Genomic DNA, 20,133 nt, shown 5'->3' with positions numbered 1-20,133 from the left:
GTCTGTTAATCTACCTAAAGCTATAGGAGACGCTGTGCAAAAAGCAGCTAACGAAATTAAAAGAGCAGGTAGTAATGGTGTTGTTGTAACAGGAATACAAGATGTAAATGCACAAACAGTAGTGTTAGAAATTAATGAACACATTAGTAGTAAAGCATTCGATACTGTAAATACAATACAAACAAGACAAGGAGATAATAATAAAGTTGCAACTTTAATATCAGATATGAAAGCTGGTAGAGTAGGAGCGCTTATTATGAGTGGAGTAAACCCTATGTATACTTTGCCAAACGCAAATGATTTTGCAGAAGGTTTAAAGAAAACAGGATTATCTATTGCGTTCTCTATGAAAGTTGACGAAACATCAGCGTTAACAAACTATATAGCTGCAGCACCTCATTACTTAGAATCATGGGGAGATGTAGAAATTAAAAAAGGACATTTTGCATTAATGCAACCAACAATACGTCCTTTATTTGATACAAAACAATTTCAAGACGCATTATTAATGTGGAATGGAAATGATGTATCTCTTAACGATTATATTAAATCGGTTTGGAATGAATCTATCTTAAATGGTGGATCGTTCAATAAAGCACTTCACGATGGTATCTTTGTTTCAACAAGTACAGCTCCAGTAGTAGAGGAGGAGGATGCCGTTGAGAACGAAAATGATGAAGTAATAGCTGTAGAAACACCATCAGGAAACGCTGCAAGGGCTTTAGCACAAGCAACATCTAAGGGTATGGAGTTAACACTTTATACTAAAGTAGGTATGGGAGATGGGCAACAAGCCAATAACCCATGGTTACAAGAGTTTCCAGATCCAATTACAAGAGCATCTTGGGATAACTACTTAACAATGTCGGCAGCAGATGCTAAAGAATTAGGTGTGGTTAACGATCATGACGCTACTGGAGGATTAAACGGAAGTTATGTAAATATTTCTGTACAAGGAAGCGAAACATTAACAGTTCCAGTTATTATTCAGCCAGGACAAGCTAAAGGTTCTTTTGGTTTAGCATTTGGTTATGGTAGAACGAGTGAAGGAATAAAAGAAGAAATGAGAACTGGTGTTAATGCTTATGCATTATACCAAGGATTCAATACAATACAAAATGTAACTGTAGCAAAAGCATCTGGTATGCACGAGTTTGCTTGTGTACAATTACAAAATACTTTAATGGGGCGTGGAGATATCATTAAAGAAACAACACTAGAAATCTTTAATACTAAAGATAAAGAGCACTGGAATGCAATACCTGTAGTATCTTTAAATCACGAAGAAACTCCAGTAACTTCTCCAGATGTAGATTTATGGGATGAATTTGATCGTTCAGTAGGGCATCACTTCAATCTATCTATAGACCTAAACGCCTGTACAGGATGTGGGGCTTGTGTTATAGCATGTCACGCAGAAAACAACGTTCCTGTTGTAGGTAAAGAAGAAGTACGTCGTAGTCGAGATATGCATTGGTTACGTATAGATAGATACTATTCTAGTGAAGATACATTCGAACAAGACAACGACAAGAAAGATGGATTCTCAGGTTTATCAGGAGATAACGGTTCTTTAGGAGGATTTGGCGAATTAGAAATAGCAGCAGATAATCCACAGGTGGCGTTCCAGCCAGTAATGTGTCAACATTGTAATCACGCACCATGTGAAACAGTTTGTCCAGTAGCGGCAACATCACATGGTCGTCAAGGACAAAACCATATGGCTTATAACCGTTGTGTAGGTACAAGATATTGTGCAAACAACTGTCCATATAAAGTACGTCGTTTTAACTGGTTCTTATATAATGGAAATGATGAGTTCGATTATTTCATGAATGATGACCTAGGAAGAATGGTAATTAATCCAGACGTAACAGTTCGTTCTCGTGGAGTTATGGAGAAATGTTCTATGTGTATTCAAATGACACAAAAAACAATTCTTGATGCGAAACGTGATGGTAGAGCTATTAAAGATGGAGAATTTAAAACAGCATGTTCTGCAGCTTGTAGTAGTGGAGCAATGGTGTTTGGAGATATAAACGATAAAAATAGTAAAGTTGCAAAACTTTTAAAAGACGATCGTATGTATCACTTATTAGAAAGTGTTGGTACTAAACCTAATGTTCAGTATCATACTAAAGTAAGGAACACAACAGAAGCATAAAATAGAATAACTAACAAACAATTATAAAAGGATTATGGCGTCTCATTACGAAGCACCTATTAGAAGACCTTTAGTTACAGGCGAAAAATCGTATCACGATGTAACTGTTGATATTGCTGCTCCAGTAGAAGGAAAAGCAAATAAACAGTGGTGGATTGTCTTTTCAATCGCACTTGTCGCGTTTCTTTGGGGAATTGGATGTATGATTTACACTATATCTACAGGTATAGGAACTTGGGGTTTAAATAAAACCGTAGGTTGGGCCTGGGATATTACTAACTTCGTTTGGTGGGTTGGTATTGGTCACGCAGGAACATTAATTTCTGCAGTACTATTATTATTCCGTCAAAAATGGAGAATGGCAATTAACCGTTCTGCAGAAGCAATGACAATTTTCTCAGTAGTACAAGCTGGTTTATTCCCTGTAATACACATGGGAAGACCTTGGTTAGCTTACTGGGTATTACCTATACCAAACCAATTTGGGTCATTATGGGTAAACTTTAACTCTCCATTACTTTGGGATGTATTTGCAATCTCAACATATTTATCGGTATCATTAGTATTCTGGTGGACAGGTTTATTACCAGATTTTGCAATGATTCGTGATAGAGCAGTAAAACCTTTTCAAAAGAAAATATACAGTCTGTTAAGTTTTGGATGGACAGGTAGAGCAAAAGACTGGCAACGTTTTGAAGAAGTATCTTTAGTACTTGCAGGGTTGGCAACACCATTAGTACTTTCTGTACACACGATTGTATCTTTTGACTTCGCAACATCTGTAATACCAGGTTGGCATACAACAATATTCCCTCCTTACTTTGTTGCAGGAGCAATTTTCTCTGGATTTGCAATGGTAAACACATTACTTATCATCATGAGAAAAGTATGTAATATGGAAGACTACATTACAGTACAACACATCGAATTAATGAACATTGTAATTATGATTACTGGTTCTATAGTAGGTGTGGCATACATTACTGAGTTATTCGTAGCATGGTATTCTGGAGTTGAGTACGAACAATACGCGTTCTTAAACAGAGCAACAGGACCTTATGCATGGGCATATTGGGCAATGATGACCTGTAACGTGTTCTCTCCACAGTTTATGTGGTTTAAGAAACTAAGAACAAGTATCATGTTCTCTTTTGCAATATCTATTGTAGTAAACATTGGAATGTGGTTTGAGCGTTTCGTAATTATAGTAACATCATTACACAGAGATTATTTACCATCATCATGGACAATGTTCTCTCCAACCTTTGTAGACATCGGGATATTTATTGGAACAATAGGATTCTTCTTTGTATTATTTTTATTATACTCTAGAACATTCCCAGTAATTGCACAAGCAGAGGTTAAAACTATATTAAAGTCTTCAGGAGAACGTTATAAAAACATTAGAGAAAGAGGAGATAGTTTAGTAGGAACAGGTTCAGACCCTAGAACTTCTAATGGTAAAACTGCAACAATATCTAATAGAACAGAAGCAACACCAAAAGTAGAAGCTTCTACAGATACTACAGAGAGTGTTAATAGTCTTTTAGGAACTATCGGTACTTTCGATTCTAGTACACAAACACCAGATGATCTTAAAAAGATTAATGGTATTGGTCCTAAAATGGAAGAAGTGTTAAACAGTATAGGAATATACTCTTACCTTCAGGTTAGTAAGATGACGAAAAAAGAATATGATTTGTTAGACTCAATTACTGGTTCTTTCCCTGGAAGAGCAGAACGTGATGACTGGTCAGGACAAGCTAAAAACTTAATAAACTAGAGAGTAGCATATGGAAGCTTCAAAAGTAATTCACGCTATTTATACCGATGACGATGTTTTAATGGCAGCTGTTAAAAAAGTTAAAGCCGAAAAACACCATATCGAAGAGATATACACACCTTTTCCAGTTCACGGACTAGACAAGGCAATGGGCTTAGCCCCAACAAGAATAGCAATAGCAGCATTCATGTATGGATGTGTAGGTTTATGTGTAGCCACTGTAATGATGAATTTCATTATGATAGAAGATTGGCCACAAAACATTGGTGGTAAGCCAAGTTTTAGCTATTTAGAAAACATGCCAGCATTTGTGCCTATCATGTTTGAGCTTACAGTATTTTTTGCAGCTCACTTAATGGTAATAACATTTTACATGCGTAGTAAAATGTGGCCTTTTAAGAAAGCTGAAAATCCAGACCCAAGAACAACAGACGATCATTTTTTAATGGAAATACCAGTACATGGTAACGAAACTGAATTAGAAAGTCTTTTAATTGAAACTGGAGCAGTTGAAATAAATATAGTAGATAAAGCGCATTAATTATACAAGATGAAAAGTATTATTAAAATAACAATATTGGCCGTAGTTCTAATCTCTTTTGCTTCATGTCAAAAGAAATCTAGACCAAACTACGAGTACATGCCAAACATGTATGTGTCTCCTGCGTATGAAACATACCAAGAGTCAAGTGCATTCGCAAACGGAAGAGAAGCTCAATTACCTGCAGAGGGATCTGTGCCAAGAGGACACACTCCTTTTGATATAGCTAATACTAATGAAGGGTATGCTGAAGCAAAAGAGTTATTAAAAAGCCCTTTAGATTCTACACAAGTAGATTTAGCAAGAGGAAAAGAATTATACGATATCTATTGTGGAATATGCCACGGTAATAAAGGTAAAGGACAAGGTAAATTAGTAAAGCGTGAAAAAATCTTAGGTGTACCTAGTTATGCAGATGCAGGACGAGCAATCACAGAAGGTAGTATTTACCACACAATTTATTACGGTAAAAATGCCATGGGTTCTTATGCTAACCAAATTAACGAAGAAGAACGTTGGCAAGTTGTTGCTTATGTTTTAAAGTTAAAAGCAGATATAGAAAAATAAGATTTTAGATAAAGTTTATATATAGATATGTACACATTTTCAAATAGACTAAAAATTACTGCTATCATCCTAATTATTTTAGGAGGAATAGGAATAACTTCTGGTTTTATGTCTTCGCATAAGAGCTACGAAGAAGTAGAACAAATGCTGGCAGACGAGTCTCACCACGGTGGAGGTCATGATTCAGCAGCAAGTCATGGAGAAACCAAAGGACACGATACTCACAAAGCAGAAACAGCTCATGGTGATGGTCATGCTTCTGCAAATGGTTCTCATGATAACGTAGACGAACACAAAAAACATGTTGAACACGTACAGCATGCCATTCATAACAGACCATATTCTGCATTATATGTTGCAGCATTTTTCTTTATGATGATTGCATTAGGTGTATTAGCATTTTATGCCGTACAATATGCATCACAAGCTGGATGGTCTCCATTATTGTTTAGAGTAATGGAAGGTATTACATACTATCTACTACCAGGAGCACTATTAGTAGTTGCAATAGCAGCTTTTGCAGGAGATCATATTTTTGTCTGGATGAACCCAGATATGGTTAATCCAGAAAGCCCTAAGTATGACGCTTTAGTAGCAGGTAAATCTGGTTGGTTAAATAAAACAGGATTTATTATTAGAGCATTAGTGTTTATTGCTGGATGGTGTACTTACAGATATTTTTCTAGAAAGTTCTCATTGGCTCAAGATCAAGCTAGCGATAATAAAAACTTTAAAAAGACGTTCCGTATCTCAGCAGCATTTTTAGTATTCTTTTTATATACAGAATCTATGATGTCATGGGATTGGATTATGAGTGTAGATCCGCACTGGTTTAGTACATTATTTGGATGGTACGTATTAGCAGGAATGATGGTATGTGGTATCACAGTAATTGCATTAATAACTCTATACTTAAAAGGAAAAGGTTTATTACCACATGTAAACGATAGTCACTTACATGATTTAGCTAAGTTCATGTTTGCCTTCAGTATTTTCTGGACTTACCTATGGTTCTCTCAATTTATGTTAATCTGGTACTCAAATATTCCAGAAGAGGTAACATACTTTGTAACACGTATAGAAGATTACAAACTACCTTTCTTTGGTATGTTAGCAATGAATTTTATATTCCCATTATTATTATTAATGAATAGCGATTACAAACGTATCCCTTGGTTTGTTGTAATGGCAGGATTAGTAATATTAGGAGGACACTATTTAGATATCTTTAATATGATAATGCCAGCAACAGTTGGAAACCATTGGCATATTGGGATTCCTGAGATTTCATCGGTGTTATTCTTTGCAGGGTTATTCATATTAATAGTTTTCTATGCGATATCTAAGCAACCTTTAACAGCAAAAAGAAACCCATTCATAAAGGAAAGTGAACATTTCCATTATTAATATAAATAAGTAAAGAAGAACGACAACAATGACGGTTTTATTATCAATTTTAGTTTTAGTATTTATTTTAGTTGCCATATGGCAAATGGTTAAAATATTTGATTTAACTCAAGGCAATGCCAATGGAGGAGACAATCAAATAGCGCATGACGGTGACAACAAAATTAATGGCTACTTAATGTTAGGTTTCTTAATCTTCATATATGTAATTACCATTATATGTTTTGTTAAGTATGGCGATTTACCATTAATGTCTAACTCAGCATCAGAGCATGGACCAGGAATAGATAACCTAATGATTATATCTATGGTTATTATATTCTTTGTACAAACTATAACACAGTTTTTATTACACTATTTTGCTTTTAAATACAGAGGCGAAAAAGGAAAAAAAGCATTATTCTTTGCAGATAATAACAAACTTGAAGCAATTTGGACAATTATTCCAGTAATAGTATTAGCAGGATTAATTATTCAAGGGTTATTTACTTGGACAGAAATAATGAATGTATCTGAAGAAGACGATACTATAGTTATAGAATTATATGCACAACAGTTTAACTGGAAAGCACGTTACTCAGGAGCAGATAATACACTAGGTAAAGCAAATGTTAGATTAATTGATATAGATCGTGCTAACATATTGGGTATAGATGAATCAGACCCTAATGCTCAAGACGATATTATAACAACAGAGTTACACTTACCAGTAGGACGTCCAGTATTATTTAAAATGCGTTCTCAAGATGTGCTACACTCTGCTTACATGCCTCACTTTAGAGCTCAGATGAACTGTGTTCCAGGTATGATTACACAGTTTGGGTTTACGCCTACTGTAACTACAGAAGATATGAGAGCAACTCCTGAAATGATTGATAAGGTTCAAAACATTAACAGAATTAGAGTAGAGAAGAGTAAAGAATTACAAGCAAATGGAGAAGAAGCTTTAGAGCGTTACGAATTTGACTATCTATTATTATGTAATAAGATTTGTGGTAAATCTCACTACAATATGCAAATGAAAATAGTAGTAGAAACTCAAGAAGAATATGAAGCTTGGTTAAAAACACAGAAAGCATTTAAAGATTCTCTTATCAACTAATAATTAAAAGAAAAAAGATATTAGATTATGTCAGCACACGCAGTAGATACTCACGACGCACACGACGATCATGGTCACCATCATAAAGAAACATTCATAACTAAATACATATTTAGTCAAGATCATAAAATGATAGCAAAGCAGTACCTAATCACTGGTACTATAATGGGTGTTATTGGAGTTATGATGTCGCTTATGATGCGTATGCAAATTGCATGGCCAGAAGAAGGAAATGCAATATTTGAAACCTTATTAGGTAAGTGGGCACCAGATGGTGTTATGGATGCAGATATTTATTTAGCATTAGTAACAATTCATGGTACTATAATGGTATTCTTTGTACTAACAGCAGGATTAAGTGGTACATTTAGTAACTTGTTAATTCCATTACAAATTGGAGCGCGAGATATGGCTTCAGGATTCTTAAACATGGTGTCCTATTGGTTGTTTTTCCTTTCAAGTGTTATCATGGTATTATCTTTCTTTGTAGAAGCCGGACCAGCAGCAGCAGGTTGGACTATTTACCCTCCATTAAGTGCATTACCATTAGCACAAGGAGGTTCTGGAGCAGGTATGACAATGTGGTTAGTATCTATGGCTATATTTATTGCTTCTTCACTATTAGGTTCTCTTAATTATGTAGTAACAGTAATAAACTTAAGAACAAAAGGAATGTCTATGACTAGACTTCCATTAACAATATGGGCATTTTTCGTAACTGCTATTATCGGTATTATCTCTTTCCCAGTATTATTATCTGCGGCATTATTATTAATAATGGATAGAAGCTTCGGTACATCATTTTTCTTATCAGACATATTCATCCAAGGAGAAGTATTACATTATCAAGGAGGTTCACCAGTATTATTTGAACATTTATTCTGGTTCCTAGGTCACCCAGAAGTATATATTGTATTATTACCAGCATTAGGTATAACTTCAGAAATTATTGCAACTAACTCACGTAAACCAATTTTTGGATACCGTGCCATGGTAGCTTCAATATTAGCAATTGCATTTTTATCTACAATTGTTTGGGGACACCATATGTTTATTTCAGGAATGAACCCATTCTTAGGATCTGTATTTACATTTACAACATTATTAATTGCTATACCATCTGCTGTAAAAGCATTTAACTATATTACTACGCTATGGAAAGGTAATCTCCAAATGAACCCAGCAATGCTATTTTCAATTGGATTAGTATCTACGTTCATAACAGGAGGTTTAACAGGAATTATTTTAGGAGATAGTGCATTAGATATTAATGTTCATGATACCTATTTTGTAGTTGCACACTTCCACTTGGTAATGGGTATATCTGCGCTTTATGGAATGTTTGCAGGGATATATCACTGGTTCCCTAAAATGTTTGGGCGTATGCTAAACAAAAACTTAGGCTATGTTCACTTCTGGGTAACAGCAATCTGTGCTTATGGAGTATTCTTCCCTATGCACTTTATTGGAATGGCTGGTTTACCAAGACGTTATTACACTAACAGTAACTTCCCATTATTTGATGATTTAGCAGACGTAAATGTAGTTATTACTGTATTCGCATTAATAGGAGGAGCATTTCAAATAGTATTCCTATACAACTTCTTTAGAAGTATGTTTTATGGTAAGAAAGCTGTGCAAAACCCATGGAGATCTAATACATTAGAATGGACAACACCAGTAGAACATATTCACGGTAACTGGCCTGGAGAAATTCCTCATGTACACCGTTGGGCATACGACTATAGTAAGCCAGGGCATGATGATGATTTTGTATCTCAGATTATTCCTTTAAAAGATGGTGAAGAAGAATTACAACACTAATCTTTAACATATAAAACAAAAAAGCTCATTCAATTAGAATGAGCTTTTTTGTTTTAAAAAATGTTGGGTTTTACGTTGTTATACTATGTATGCATACAGAAAGAGTGTTTTAAACCGATGAAATGCTTAAAAAACAGCTAAATTGCTATTTTGTAAGAAATTATTATGTATGTAATGTATATATAATTAATACGTTTATATTTGATTTTTCTTTTTTAAGAAAAGCTATTCTAACTATACTTTTATTCATTATGAAAACAAGCCCCCCACCTTTGTTTAGGAAAGCATATATGCACATATCCTACATTCTGGTATTTTTATTCACTGCACTTTCAGCAAGTGCCCAATGCCCCACAGTAACAACCCCAAATCCAAACCCCATCTGTGATGCTGCAGGTTTAACGTTTGCAGATTTAAACATTTATGTTACAGATAACGGAGGAGGCGTTGTATGGTACGACGCTTTAACTAATGGTAATGCATTTACAGACTCAGAACTAGTTCAAGAAGGAACCTATTACGCAGACGATTCTGCAGGTACTTGTGCTATAAGGAGTTCTATTATTATAGATTTTGTTGTAGGTGAAACAGGAAATAACTTAGATGCTATTTACTGCTCAACAGATAATGCAACAATACAAACCTACATAGACGAAGTATTACAATCTGAAGCCCCATCTGGCGGAAGCGTAGAAGTCTATTATGATTCTGCTTTAATGAACCAAGCTGCTGGAACCGACCCATTACCAAATGGAGGCACAAACTTTTTTATTGTTTTTGTAGATAATGGAGGTTGTAGAAGTCAAATAGAAGGCGGTAGTACAGCAGTATTTACTGCGCCACAAGATCCAACACCACCAACACCACAAGATTTCTGTTCAGACACAAACCCAACCGTTGGAGATTTAAATGCAGGTAGTACAGATAATGTAAGTTGGTATGCTAACGTAGATGGAAACGGAGATCCAATTCTACCAGCCTTACAATTAACAACGCCATTAGTAGATGGTGAAAACTACTTTGTACAAGCAAGTGATTTTTTCTGTACAAGTAATGCCGTTGAAGTCATTGTGGCAATACAGGACCCTTTTATAGCAGGAACTTCTGGAACATTAGATTATTGTAATAATAATATACCAACAGCCGATTTTAATTTATTTAATGAATTAGGAGGAAGCCCAGATACAGTAGGAACATGGACAGGACCGTTAGCAACCTCAAATGGTCACTTAGGTACTGTTAATATATCTACACTAACAACACCAGGAGTTTACACTTTTACATATACAGTTCCTGCTAATGGAGCCTGTTTAGAGGATACAGCAACAGTAACTATTACAATATACGAGACGTTTACCTCTGGAACAATATCGGCTAGTAGTCCAGCAAATTTTTGTGAGTCTGGATTGCCTTCCGCATTTGATTTAACAACATTACTAGATAACGAGGACCCTAACGGACAATGGACAGAAGGATTATTAAGTACAGATCCGGTAGTAACATCACCTATAGATTTATCTACGTATACTCCAGGAACATATAATTTTACATATACGCAAAATGTATTACCTAACCCATGCCCAGAAGAATCGACTACAGTACAAGTAATGGTGCTACAAGATCCAAATGCAGGAAATGCAGTAAATCAAACATTTTGTGAAAATGATTTAGTAGCAAATTCACCATTCGATTTATTTAATGCATTAGATGGCACTCAAGATAACACTTCAGGAACATGGACAGATGGAACTGGAGCAACAGTTACAAACCCAATAGATATAACAGTACTTACAGTTGCAGGAAGCCCATATACATATAATTACACAATAGATAATGGAACATGTAGCGACACAGAAGCGATAACAATAACAATAGAACCAGCTCCAGAATCTGGAACAGTAAACGGAAGCCCAGAATTTTGCCAAGCAGCAGCACCAGCAAGCTTTGATTTATTCGATTTATTAGATGGAGAAGACCAAACAGGTGTTTGGTATGCAGGTTTAGATAATACAGGAGCAGTAACAACAAACCCAGTAGATTTATCAATATTAACATCAGGAACATATAATTATACATACGATGTAGATGCAATAGGAACTTGCGATGATGAATTAGTAACAGTGACAATAACAATTAACCCATTACCAAATACAGGAACAGCTACACCAGTATTACTATGCGAAAATGATCCAACTATAAATACACCTTTAGATTTATTTAATCAATTATCAGGGAACGATGCAGGAGGAACATGGACAGACGATAACGCATCAGGAGCCTTAACAGGAAACACAGTAGATTTAACACTATTAGCAATTGGAACATATAATTATACTTATAGTATAACAGATGGAAATAGCTGTACAAATAGTACAACAGTAAACGTAACGATAGAAGACGCACCAGAGTCAGGAGAACCATTAACACCAGTTGAGATTTGTATATCAGATTTAGGAACAAATTCACCATTTGATCTATTCACACTATTAGATGGAACACAAGATACCAATGGAACATGGTATGATGGAGCAGATACAACAGGAACAGTACAAACAAACCCAATAGACATTACAGGATTAACAGTTGGTACGCATAACTATACCTATTCGGTACCAGCAATAGGAAACTGTACAGATGTAGATGTAACCGTACAAATAATAATAAACGATTTACCAAATTCAGGAATAGCATCATCAATAGCTTTTTGTGAAAATCAACTAGAAGCAAATTCACCATTCGATTTATTCAATCAACTATCAGGAAACGATGCAGGAGGAACTTGGGCAGATGACGATACAACAGGAGCACTATCTGGAAGTAATGTAGACTTAACACTATTAACCGTTGGAAGTTATAATTTCACTTATAGTATAACAGACGGAAATAGCTGTACAAATAGTAGTACAGTAGTCATAACAATAGAAGAAGCACCAGAATCAGGAGAAGCATTAGCACCAGCAGAAATTTGTGAAGAAAATGTAGCTACAAATTCACCATTCGATTTATTCACACTATTAGATGGAACACAAGATACTAATGGAACATGGCATGATGGAACAGATACAACAGGAGCAGTACTAACAAACCCAATAGACATTACAGGGCTAACAGCAGGAACACACAACTATACCTATTCAGTGCCACCAATAGGTACTTGTACAGATGTAGATGTAACCGTACAAATAATTATTAATGCCACACCAAATACAGGAGTAGCAACACCAATAGCATTCTGTGAAAATGATGCAGCAATGAACTCACCGTTCGACCTCTTTAGCCAATTATCAGGAAATGATACAGGAGGAACATGGACAGACGATAACGCATCAGGAGCCTTAACAGGAAACACAGTAAATTTAACACTATTAGCAATCGGTACCTATAATTATACATACACCATTACAGACGGTAGTAGTTGTACAAGTAGTAGTACAGTAGAAATTACTATTAACGATAGCCCAGAAGCAGGAACAGCAACACCAATAACAATTTGTTTAATAGATGTACCAAATAACACACCATTAGATTTATTTAGCCAATTAACAGGAAACGATGCAGGAGGAACATGGACAGACGATGATACATCAGGAGCCTTAGCAGGAAATACAGTAGATTTAACACTATTAACTACAGGCGTGTATAATTATACATACACAGTAAGTACAACATTTTGTCCAGACGATGCAGAAACAGTAACAATAACTATAAGCGATACAGTTGCACCAACGGCAATGGCCTCTCAAGCATTTTGTGATGAAGCAACAGTAGGAGACTTAGTAGCGGCAGGAACAACAATACAATGGTATGAAGAAGCAACAGGAGGAATACCGTTAGATGCAGTAGTAGCATTAGTAGACGGAGAAACATATTATGCCACTCAAACAGATGCTAACTGCGAATCTGTAACAAGAGTAGAAGTAACAGTAACCATAAATACCACACCAAATTCAGGAGGAGTCAATACAAATACATTTAATGTCTGTGAAAATGATACAGCAGTAGATTTAACACAAGGATTAGATGGAACAGAAGATGCAGGCGGAACGTGGTATATGGGTACAGACACAACAGGAACAGTAGTTACAAGTCCGTTTGATACAACAGGACTAGCTCCTGGAGATTACGACTTTACATACGAAGTAACAGCAATTGCACCATGTGTAGATGCAACAACAACAATAACATTAACCATAGACGCACCTTTAAACGCAGGAACAGATGCAGTTTTAGAAATATGTAGCAATAATGGAACTACAGATTTATTTACCCTAATAGGAACAGCAGATGCAGGAGGAGCGTGGGTTCCAGCATTAGCAAGTGGAACAGGCGTATTTGACCCATTAGTAGACCCAGATGGAACCTACACCTATTTACTAGCAAATGGATGTGGAAACTTTACTAGCGAAGTAGTAGTAACAGTAACACAGGCGCCTAATGCAGGAGGAAATGCAGCAATAACACTTTGTGTAATAGATGGCACAATAGATTTATTTACGCAGCTAACAGGTACACCCGATACAACAGGAACATGGTCTCCAGCATTAGCAAGTGGAACAGGCGTATTCGACCCAGAAGTAGATACAGCAGGGACATATACATATACAGTTGCAGCAACTGGTTTCTGTACAACAGATGCAACAGCAGAAGTTACAGTAACAGTAAATAATTCAGTTCCACCAACAGTAGTAGATGCTAATCCAGTATTTTGTGTAACAGATAACGCTACAGTAGCAGATTTAAGTGCTTCAATATCTGCAACAGGAACAATCATTTGGTATACAGATGCAACCTTAACAACAGTAGTAAATAGTACAACAGCATTAGAAGATGGAGAAGATTATTTTGCAACACAAACAGGAACCACTGGTTGCGAGTCGTCTGTAAGTGTTCAAATTATAGCAACAGTAAGTGATGCACCAACACCAGTATTGGCAAATCCAGGATTAGAATTATGTATTAATGATAATCCAACAATAAACGATTTAACAATCAATATTGCACAATACGAGCCGTCTCAAGACAATGTTATATGGTACGATTCAGCAGTAAATGGAAATGTTATTTCAAGCGAAACACTATTAACAGTAGGGACTACTTATTATGCAGTATTAGTAAATACCACTACAGGATGTGAAAGTAGTGTGCCTTTTGAATTTACACCAGATTTAACAGGATGTGGCTTACTAACAATACCAGATGGGTTCTCACCAAATGGAGATGGAAATAACGAAACATTCGATATTGATAATGTAGAATTACTATACCCTAATTTCGATATGGAAATATACAACCGTTACGGGAATATGGTTTATAAAGGAAATGCTTCAACACCTCGCTTTGATGGAACATCGAATCAACCAAGCATAGGAAAAGGAGATTTGCCAGTTGGAGTATACTACTACATTTTTAACTACAATGATGGTATTACAAAAGCAAAACAAGGACGTTTATACTTAAGCAGATAATTTTTAGATAAAACAAATTTTAAAAAAATGAAACATTTAAATATATATCATAAAATAGCTGCGATAGTTGCTTTGGCATTCATGTCATTACAAAGTAATGCACAGCAAGATGTACAATTTACACACTACATGTATAATATGAGTGTTATAAATCCAGCCTATGCCACAGCAGAAGAAAGTATGCTTAATTTGGGTGGATTATACAGAACACAATGGGTAGGTGTAGAAGGCGCACCAAAAACAGGAACTTTTTTCGCGCATACACCGTTAAGCGAAAAAATAGAAGTAGGAATCTCTTTTACTAACGATAATATAGGAGATGTAGTAGATGAAAATAATATTTATGCAGATTTTGCTTATGTGTTGCCAGTAGGGCTTGAAAGTAAACTGTCTTTAGGGCTTAAAGCCGGAGTTACATTATTTAATGCCAACTTTAATGGATTTAATTTACAATCTGGAAACCAGTCTACAGACATAGCTTTCGACGAAAATATAAGTAAAGCATTTCCAAATGTTGGATTAGGAGCCTTCTTCTTTACAAAAGATTACTATTTAGGAGTGTCTGTACCAAATTTATTAACAACAACACATTTAGAAACTCAAAACGGAATAAAATCTACAGGAGTACAAAGTATACATTACTTTTTTACAGGAGGATACGTATTTAAACTTAATAGAGACTTAAAACTAAAACCAGCATTTATGGCTAAAGCTGTAAATGGGGCACCATTGTCTTTAGACATAACAGGAAATGTATTAATTAAAGATCGTATAGAATTAGGTTTAGGATACCGCTTAGAAGATGCAATAAGTGCATTAGCTAGTTTTAGAGTAACACCAAATTTAAGAATAGGCTATTCTTATGATTATACAACAAGTAACTTAGGGAATTTCAATTCTGGATCTCATGAAATATTTGTTTTATTTGATGTGGATTTATTTGGATTAAAAGGCGGTTACGATCGTTCGCCAAGATTCTTTTAATATTTAAAACGATAAAGATGAAAAAACAACTATACATATTGGCTAGCCTTATATTAGTTAGCACTGTAGCTTTAGCACAAAAAGGAAGCTTAAAAAGAGCAAATACACTTTTTGAAATGAAAGCTTACAAATCTGCAGCAGAGATATACGAAAATAAAGACAGAACACAAGACGTATTACAGAATCTTGCAGATAGTTATTACTATAACATGTCTATGCAAAAGGCAATTAAAACCTATAGAGAATTATTTTTAACCTATGGAGACTCTATAGATATAGAATTTCATTTTAGATATGGGCAAGCACTAAAAGGAGTTAAAAATTATAAAGAAGCAGATAAACAATTAAGCAGATATTATAACAAGAGAATCAATACACCTGCGTTTATTGCCGAATTAGAAAAAACAACACCACATACATTTAAAACAAAGCAATTAGAAAATAAAAATTCTAGTAGTGATTTTGGTTTATCCTTTTACGGAGATCGTGTAGCATTTGCATCAGGAAGAAATACAGAAAATCCAGCATTTGCATGGAACGATTTACCATATTTAGACCTGTATAGCGCTAAATTAACAAAAGATGGTGTGTTAGAAGATGTACAACCGTTTCCAGAATCTATTAATACAGAATCTCATGAAAGTAACGCAACATTCACGAGAGACGGTAAAACCATGTATTTTAATAGAACCAATAAAGACCGCACAAAAACAGGAGAAAAGCGTATAGCACATATTAAAATATACAAATCAGAATTAGTAGATGGCACATGGACAAACGTAACAGCACTACCATTTACCTCAAATGAATATAGTACAGAACACCCAGCACTAAGTAAAGATGAAAAAACTTTATACTTTGCAAGTGATATGCCAGGAACTTTAGGCAGCTTTGATATCTATAAAGTAACTATAAATGATGATGGAACCTACGGAGAACCAGAAAACTTAGGAAGCAAAATAAATACTAAACATAGAGAACAGTTTCCTTTTATTAGTGATGTAGATGTACTCTATTTTGCCTCAAATGGACACCAAGGCTTTGGAGGCTTAGATGTATTTAGAAGCAATATGGTTAATGGTAATTTTGATGCCCCTGTTAATTTAGGAAGCTCAATAAACAGTAGCATGGATGATTTTGCTTATGTAATTAGAGAAAAAGAGAATAAAGGCTATGTCTCATCAAACCGTTCAGGATTCGATAGATTATATGGTTATGCTAGAGAAGAAAATATATTAACTAAGTATTTGGTAGCAGGAATAGTACAAGACAAAAATAGTCAAGAGTTATTACCAGGATCATTAGTAACACTAATGGATGAAAGAGGAAATGTAATTCAAGACAGTATAGTTGGTGACGATGCAACCTATTTATTTAAAATAGAACCAAACAAAAAATATAAAGTTCGCGGTACACGTAAAGCTTATATTCCACAAGACGTAGAATTCTCTACAGATAGTAAAGGAAAAATAAACCATAACATCTACTTAATTTTAGAATCGTATGCAGATGCAGAAGCTAAAGTAAGAGAGAATGAAAAAGGAGAAGTACAAGTACAATTAGAAAAAATATTCTTCGATTTCGACAAATCTAATATCCGAGAAGATGCAGCTAAACAATTAGATGTTTTAGTAAGTTTGATGAAAAAGTATGAATACATGGAAATTGAAGTCTCTGCGCATACAGATGCACGTGGTAATGATCAATACAATTTAGATTTATCTAAAGCACGTGCAGCATCTACCTTAGAATATATTGTAAGTCAAGGTATAAATAGAAACCGATTAAGAAGCATAGGATATGGCGAATTACAACCATTAAACAAGTGTGATAAAGAAGGCATTTGTAGCGATGAAGAATATGACGTTAATAGACGTTGTGAGTTTAAAATTATAAACTAACTTACAGATAGCATTATTGTAATAATCAAAAGCCTTTCTTATTAAACAGAAAGGCTTTTTCTTTATCTTTGTTATAACATGAACGAGAATCTAGACCCAACAAATAATAATTTTTCGTCAGAAGAATTTGATATAGAAAAAACATTAAGACCATTATCTTTTGAAGACTTTACAGGACAAGATCAGGTATTAGAAAACCTTCAAATTTTTGTTCAGGCAGCAAATCAAAGAGATGAAGCGTTAGATCATACCCTATTTCATGGCCCTCCAGGATTAGGAAAAACCACCTTGGCAAACATTCTGGCTAATGAGTTAGGAGTAGGTATTAAAATTACCTCAGGCCCTGTTTTAGATAAGCCAGGAGACTTAGCAGGATTACTAACAAATCTAGACGATAGAGATGTATTGTTTATAGACGAAATCCATAGATTAAGCCCTATAGTAGAAGAGTACCTGTATTCGGCTATGGAAGATTATAAAATTGATATCATGATTGAGTCTGGACCCAATGCTAGAACCGTTCAAATAAACTTAAACCCATTTACATTAGTAGGCGCAACAACACGTTCAGGCTTATTAACGGCACCAATGCGTGCGCGATTTGGAATACAAAGCAGGCTACAATACTATAATACAGAACTATTATCTACAATTATACAACGTAGTGCAAACATTTTAAATGTACCAATCTCTATGGAAGCAGCAATAGAAATTGCAGGAAGAAGTAGAGGAACACCAAGAATAGCAAATGCCTTATTACGTCGTGTTAGAGATTTTGCGCAAATAAAAGGTAACGGAACCATAGATATAGCTATAGCGAAATTTGGATTAGAAGCCTTACACGTAGACGCCTATGGTTTGGACGAAATGGATAATAAAATACTATCTACAATAATAGATAAGTTTAAAGGCGGACCTGTAGGTATAAGTACTATTGCAACAGCAGTAAGTGAAAGCCCAGAAACAGTAGAAGAAGTATATGAGCCTTTTTTAATACAACAAGGGTTTTTAATGCGAACACCCAGAGGTAGAGAAGTAACAGAATTAGCATATAAACATTTAGGGAAAATAAAAGGACCAATACAAGGCGGATTATTTTAAAATAGAAAACGCATTAATGGAGGAGAAAAAAGAAATACCTAAAGTGCCTTTGTTTCAGTTTATAAAACATTCGGCAAATATTTTAAAAAACCCATTACCATTTCACCATAAAAATTTTGAAGCACATGGCGATATTTTTACCTTAAAAATAGGCCTGAAATCTAGAATTTATTTTTCTAGAGACGCAGCATTTGCACAATACGTACTTCAGAAAAACCAAAAAAACTATGTTAAATCTAAAATTCAAACAGAAGATTTAGTAAAATACGTTGGAAGAGGTTTATTAACATCCGAAGGCGAATTATGGAAAAAGCAACGTAAATTAATTCAGCCTGCCTTTCATAAAAAACAATTAGAGAATTTATTAGAAGCCATGCAAAAGGCAATTCTTTTAGAATATGAAAGAATAACGCCAGAACAACCTATAGATATCTTCCCAATATTAAACGATCTAGCATTTCAAACCGTAGTAAAATCGCTATTTAGTAGTGCAGCAACTGCCGAAGAAATAAATAGATTGCAAGAAATAACAGAGTCTAGCCAACGCATGTTAATTAAAGAGTTACGACAACCCTATTTAGGATGGTGGTTTAAATCTAGCGGTATTTTAAAAAAACATTTAGAAGAGAGCGAAGAAGCCAGATCTATTTTAAAAAATATAGCAAATGCACGTAAAGCATCAGGAGTAAAACAAAACGATTTACTAGACATGTTGTTGGATGCCAAATACGAAGACGGAAGCTCAATGGACGAGGAACAATTAATAGATGAAATATTAATTCTTTTTACTGCGGGACACGAAACCACATCGAATGCATTAACCTTTACCTTTCAATTACTAGCAAAACATCCCGAATGGCAAGACAAAATATATAAGGAAGCAAAAGCAAATGAAGAACTAGATTTAATGCAGCAAGTCACTACTTTTAAAAATACACAACAAGTTATAGAAGAAAGTATGAGATTGTATCCGTCAGTGTACTTTTTAGACCGAGTAAATAAAATACCAGACACTTTTAATGGTATGGAATTTCCAGCAGGTTGTAACTTACTCTTTTCGGTATTCGAAATACATAGACATAAGAAACTATGGGATAAGCCAGAAGCATTTTTACCAGAACGTTTTGGAGAAGGAGGACGTAAATTCTCGGCATTCTATTTCCCTTTCGGAGCTGGCCCAAGAAAATGCATAGGAAATAATTTTGCCATGTTCGAAATGATAATTGCTGTGTCTAAATTAGTAAGTAAGTATAAAATCGTTGCTGAATTTGATGAGATAGAAATTATACCTTTA

At 34.9% G+C, this 20,133-nt stretch carries 12 protein-coding genes; all 12 read left to right on the top strand.

Annotated features, from left to right (window positions below; all coding sequences use genetic code 11):
• On the top strand, positions 1-2,164 hold a 2,164-nt coding region (locus tag ACVC2P_RS02765; protein WP_452596956.1), incomplete at its 5' end, for a 4Fe-4S dicluster domain-containing protein.
• A 34-nt stretch (positions 2,165-2,198) separates the two neighbouring features.
• Positions 2,199-3,947, top strand: a complete 1,749-nt coding sequence (gene nrfD, locus ACVC2P_RS02760) for an NrfD/PsrC family molybdoenzyme membrane anchor subunit (RefSeq protein ID WP_452596955.1) — start codon at positions 2,199-2,201, stop codon at positions 3,945-3,947.
• A gap of 10 nt (positions 3,948-3,957) precedes the next feature.
• Positions 3,958-4,488 carry a DUF3341 domain-containing protein gene (locus tag ACVC2P_RS02755; protein ID WP_452596954.1) on the top strand — a complete coding sequence of 177 codons (531 nt, stop codon included), beginning with the start codon at positions 3,958-3,960 and terminating at the stop codon, positions 4,486-4,488.
• A gap of 9 nt (positions 4,489-4,497) precedes the next feature.
• A complete protein-coding gene (locus ACVC2P_RS02750; protein ID WP_452596953.1) occupies positions 4,498-5,055 on the top strand; it encodes a c-type cytochrome in 558 nt (185 codons plus the stop codon).
• Between the two features lie 27 nt (positions 5,056-5,082).
• Entirely contained in the window at positions 5,083-6,462 is a 1,380-nt protein-coding gene (locus ACVC2P_RS02745; protein ID WP_452596952.1) for a quinol:cytochrome C oxidoreductase, read from the top strand.
• A 28-nt stretch (positions 6,463-6,490) separates the two neighbouring features.
• Positions 6,491-7,564, top strand: a complete 1,074-nt coding sequence (locus ACVC2P_RS02740) for a cytochrome c oxidase subunit II (RefSeq protein ID WP_452596951.1) — start codon at positions 6,491-6,493, stop codon at positions 7,562-7,564.
• 27 nt (positions 7,565-7,591) lie between these two features.
• Complete coding sequence (locus tag ACVC2P_RS02735) at positions 7,592-9,388, top strand: cytochrome c oxidase subunit I (protein ID WP_452596950.1); 1,797 nt, start codon at positions 7,592-7,594, stop codon at positions 9,386-9,388.
• 251 nt (positions 9,389-9,639) lie between these two features.
• A complete protein-coding gene (locus ACVC2P_RS02730) occupies positions 9,640-14,853 on the top strand; it encodes a T9SS type B sorting domain-containing protein (RefSeq protein ID WP_452596949.1) in 5,214 nt (1,737 codons plus the stop codon).
• A 27-nt stretch (positions 14,854-14,880) separates the two neighbouring features.
• Positions 14,881-15,837 carry a PorP/SprF family type IX secretion system membrane protein gene (locus ACVC2P_RS02725; RefSeq protein WP_452596948.1) on the top strand — a complete coding sequence of 319 codons (957 nt, stop codon included), beginning with the start codon at positions 14,881-14,883 and terminating at the stop codon, positions 15,835-15,837.
• 17 nt (positions 15,838-15,854) lie between these two features.
• Positions 15,855-17,738 (top strand): OmpA family protein, encoded by a 1,884-nt coding sequence (locus tag ACVC2P_RS02720; protein ID WP_452596947.1) that lies wholly within the window; start codon positions 15,855-15,857, stop codon positions 17,736-17,738.
• A 78-nt stretch (positions 17,739-17,816) separates the two neighbouring features.
• The gene (gene ruvB / locus ACVC2P_RS02715; RefSeq protein ID WP_452596946.1) at positions 17,817-18,839 is read left to right on the top strand and encodes a Holliday junction branch migration DNA helicase RuvB; all 1,023 of its coding nucleotides are present in this window, start codon (positions 17,817-17,819) and stop codon (positions 18,837-18,839) included.
• A 16-nt stretch (positions 18,840-18,855) separates the two neighbouring features.
• The coding region (locus ACVC2P_RS02710; RefSeq protein ID WP_452596945.1) for a cytochrome P450 at positions 18,856-20,133 on the top strand (1,278 nt) is incomplete at its 3' end.

Source organism: Pontimicrobium sp. MEBiC01747, assembly GCF_053601635.1.
The sequence above is the reverse complement of the archived record's forward strand: the minus strand, read 5'-3'. Positions and strand labels throughout refer to the sequence as shown.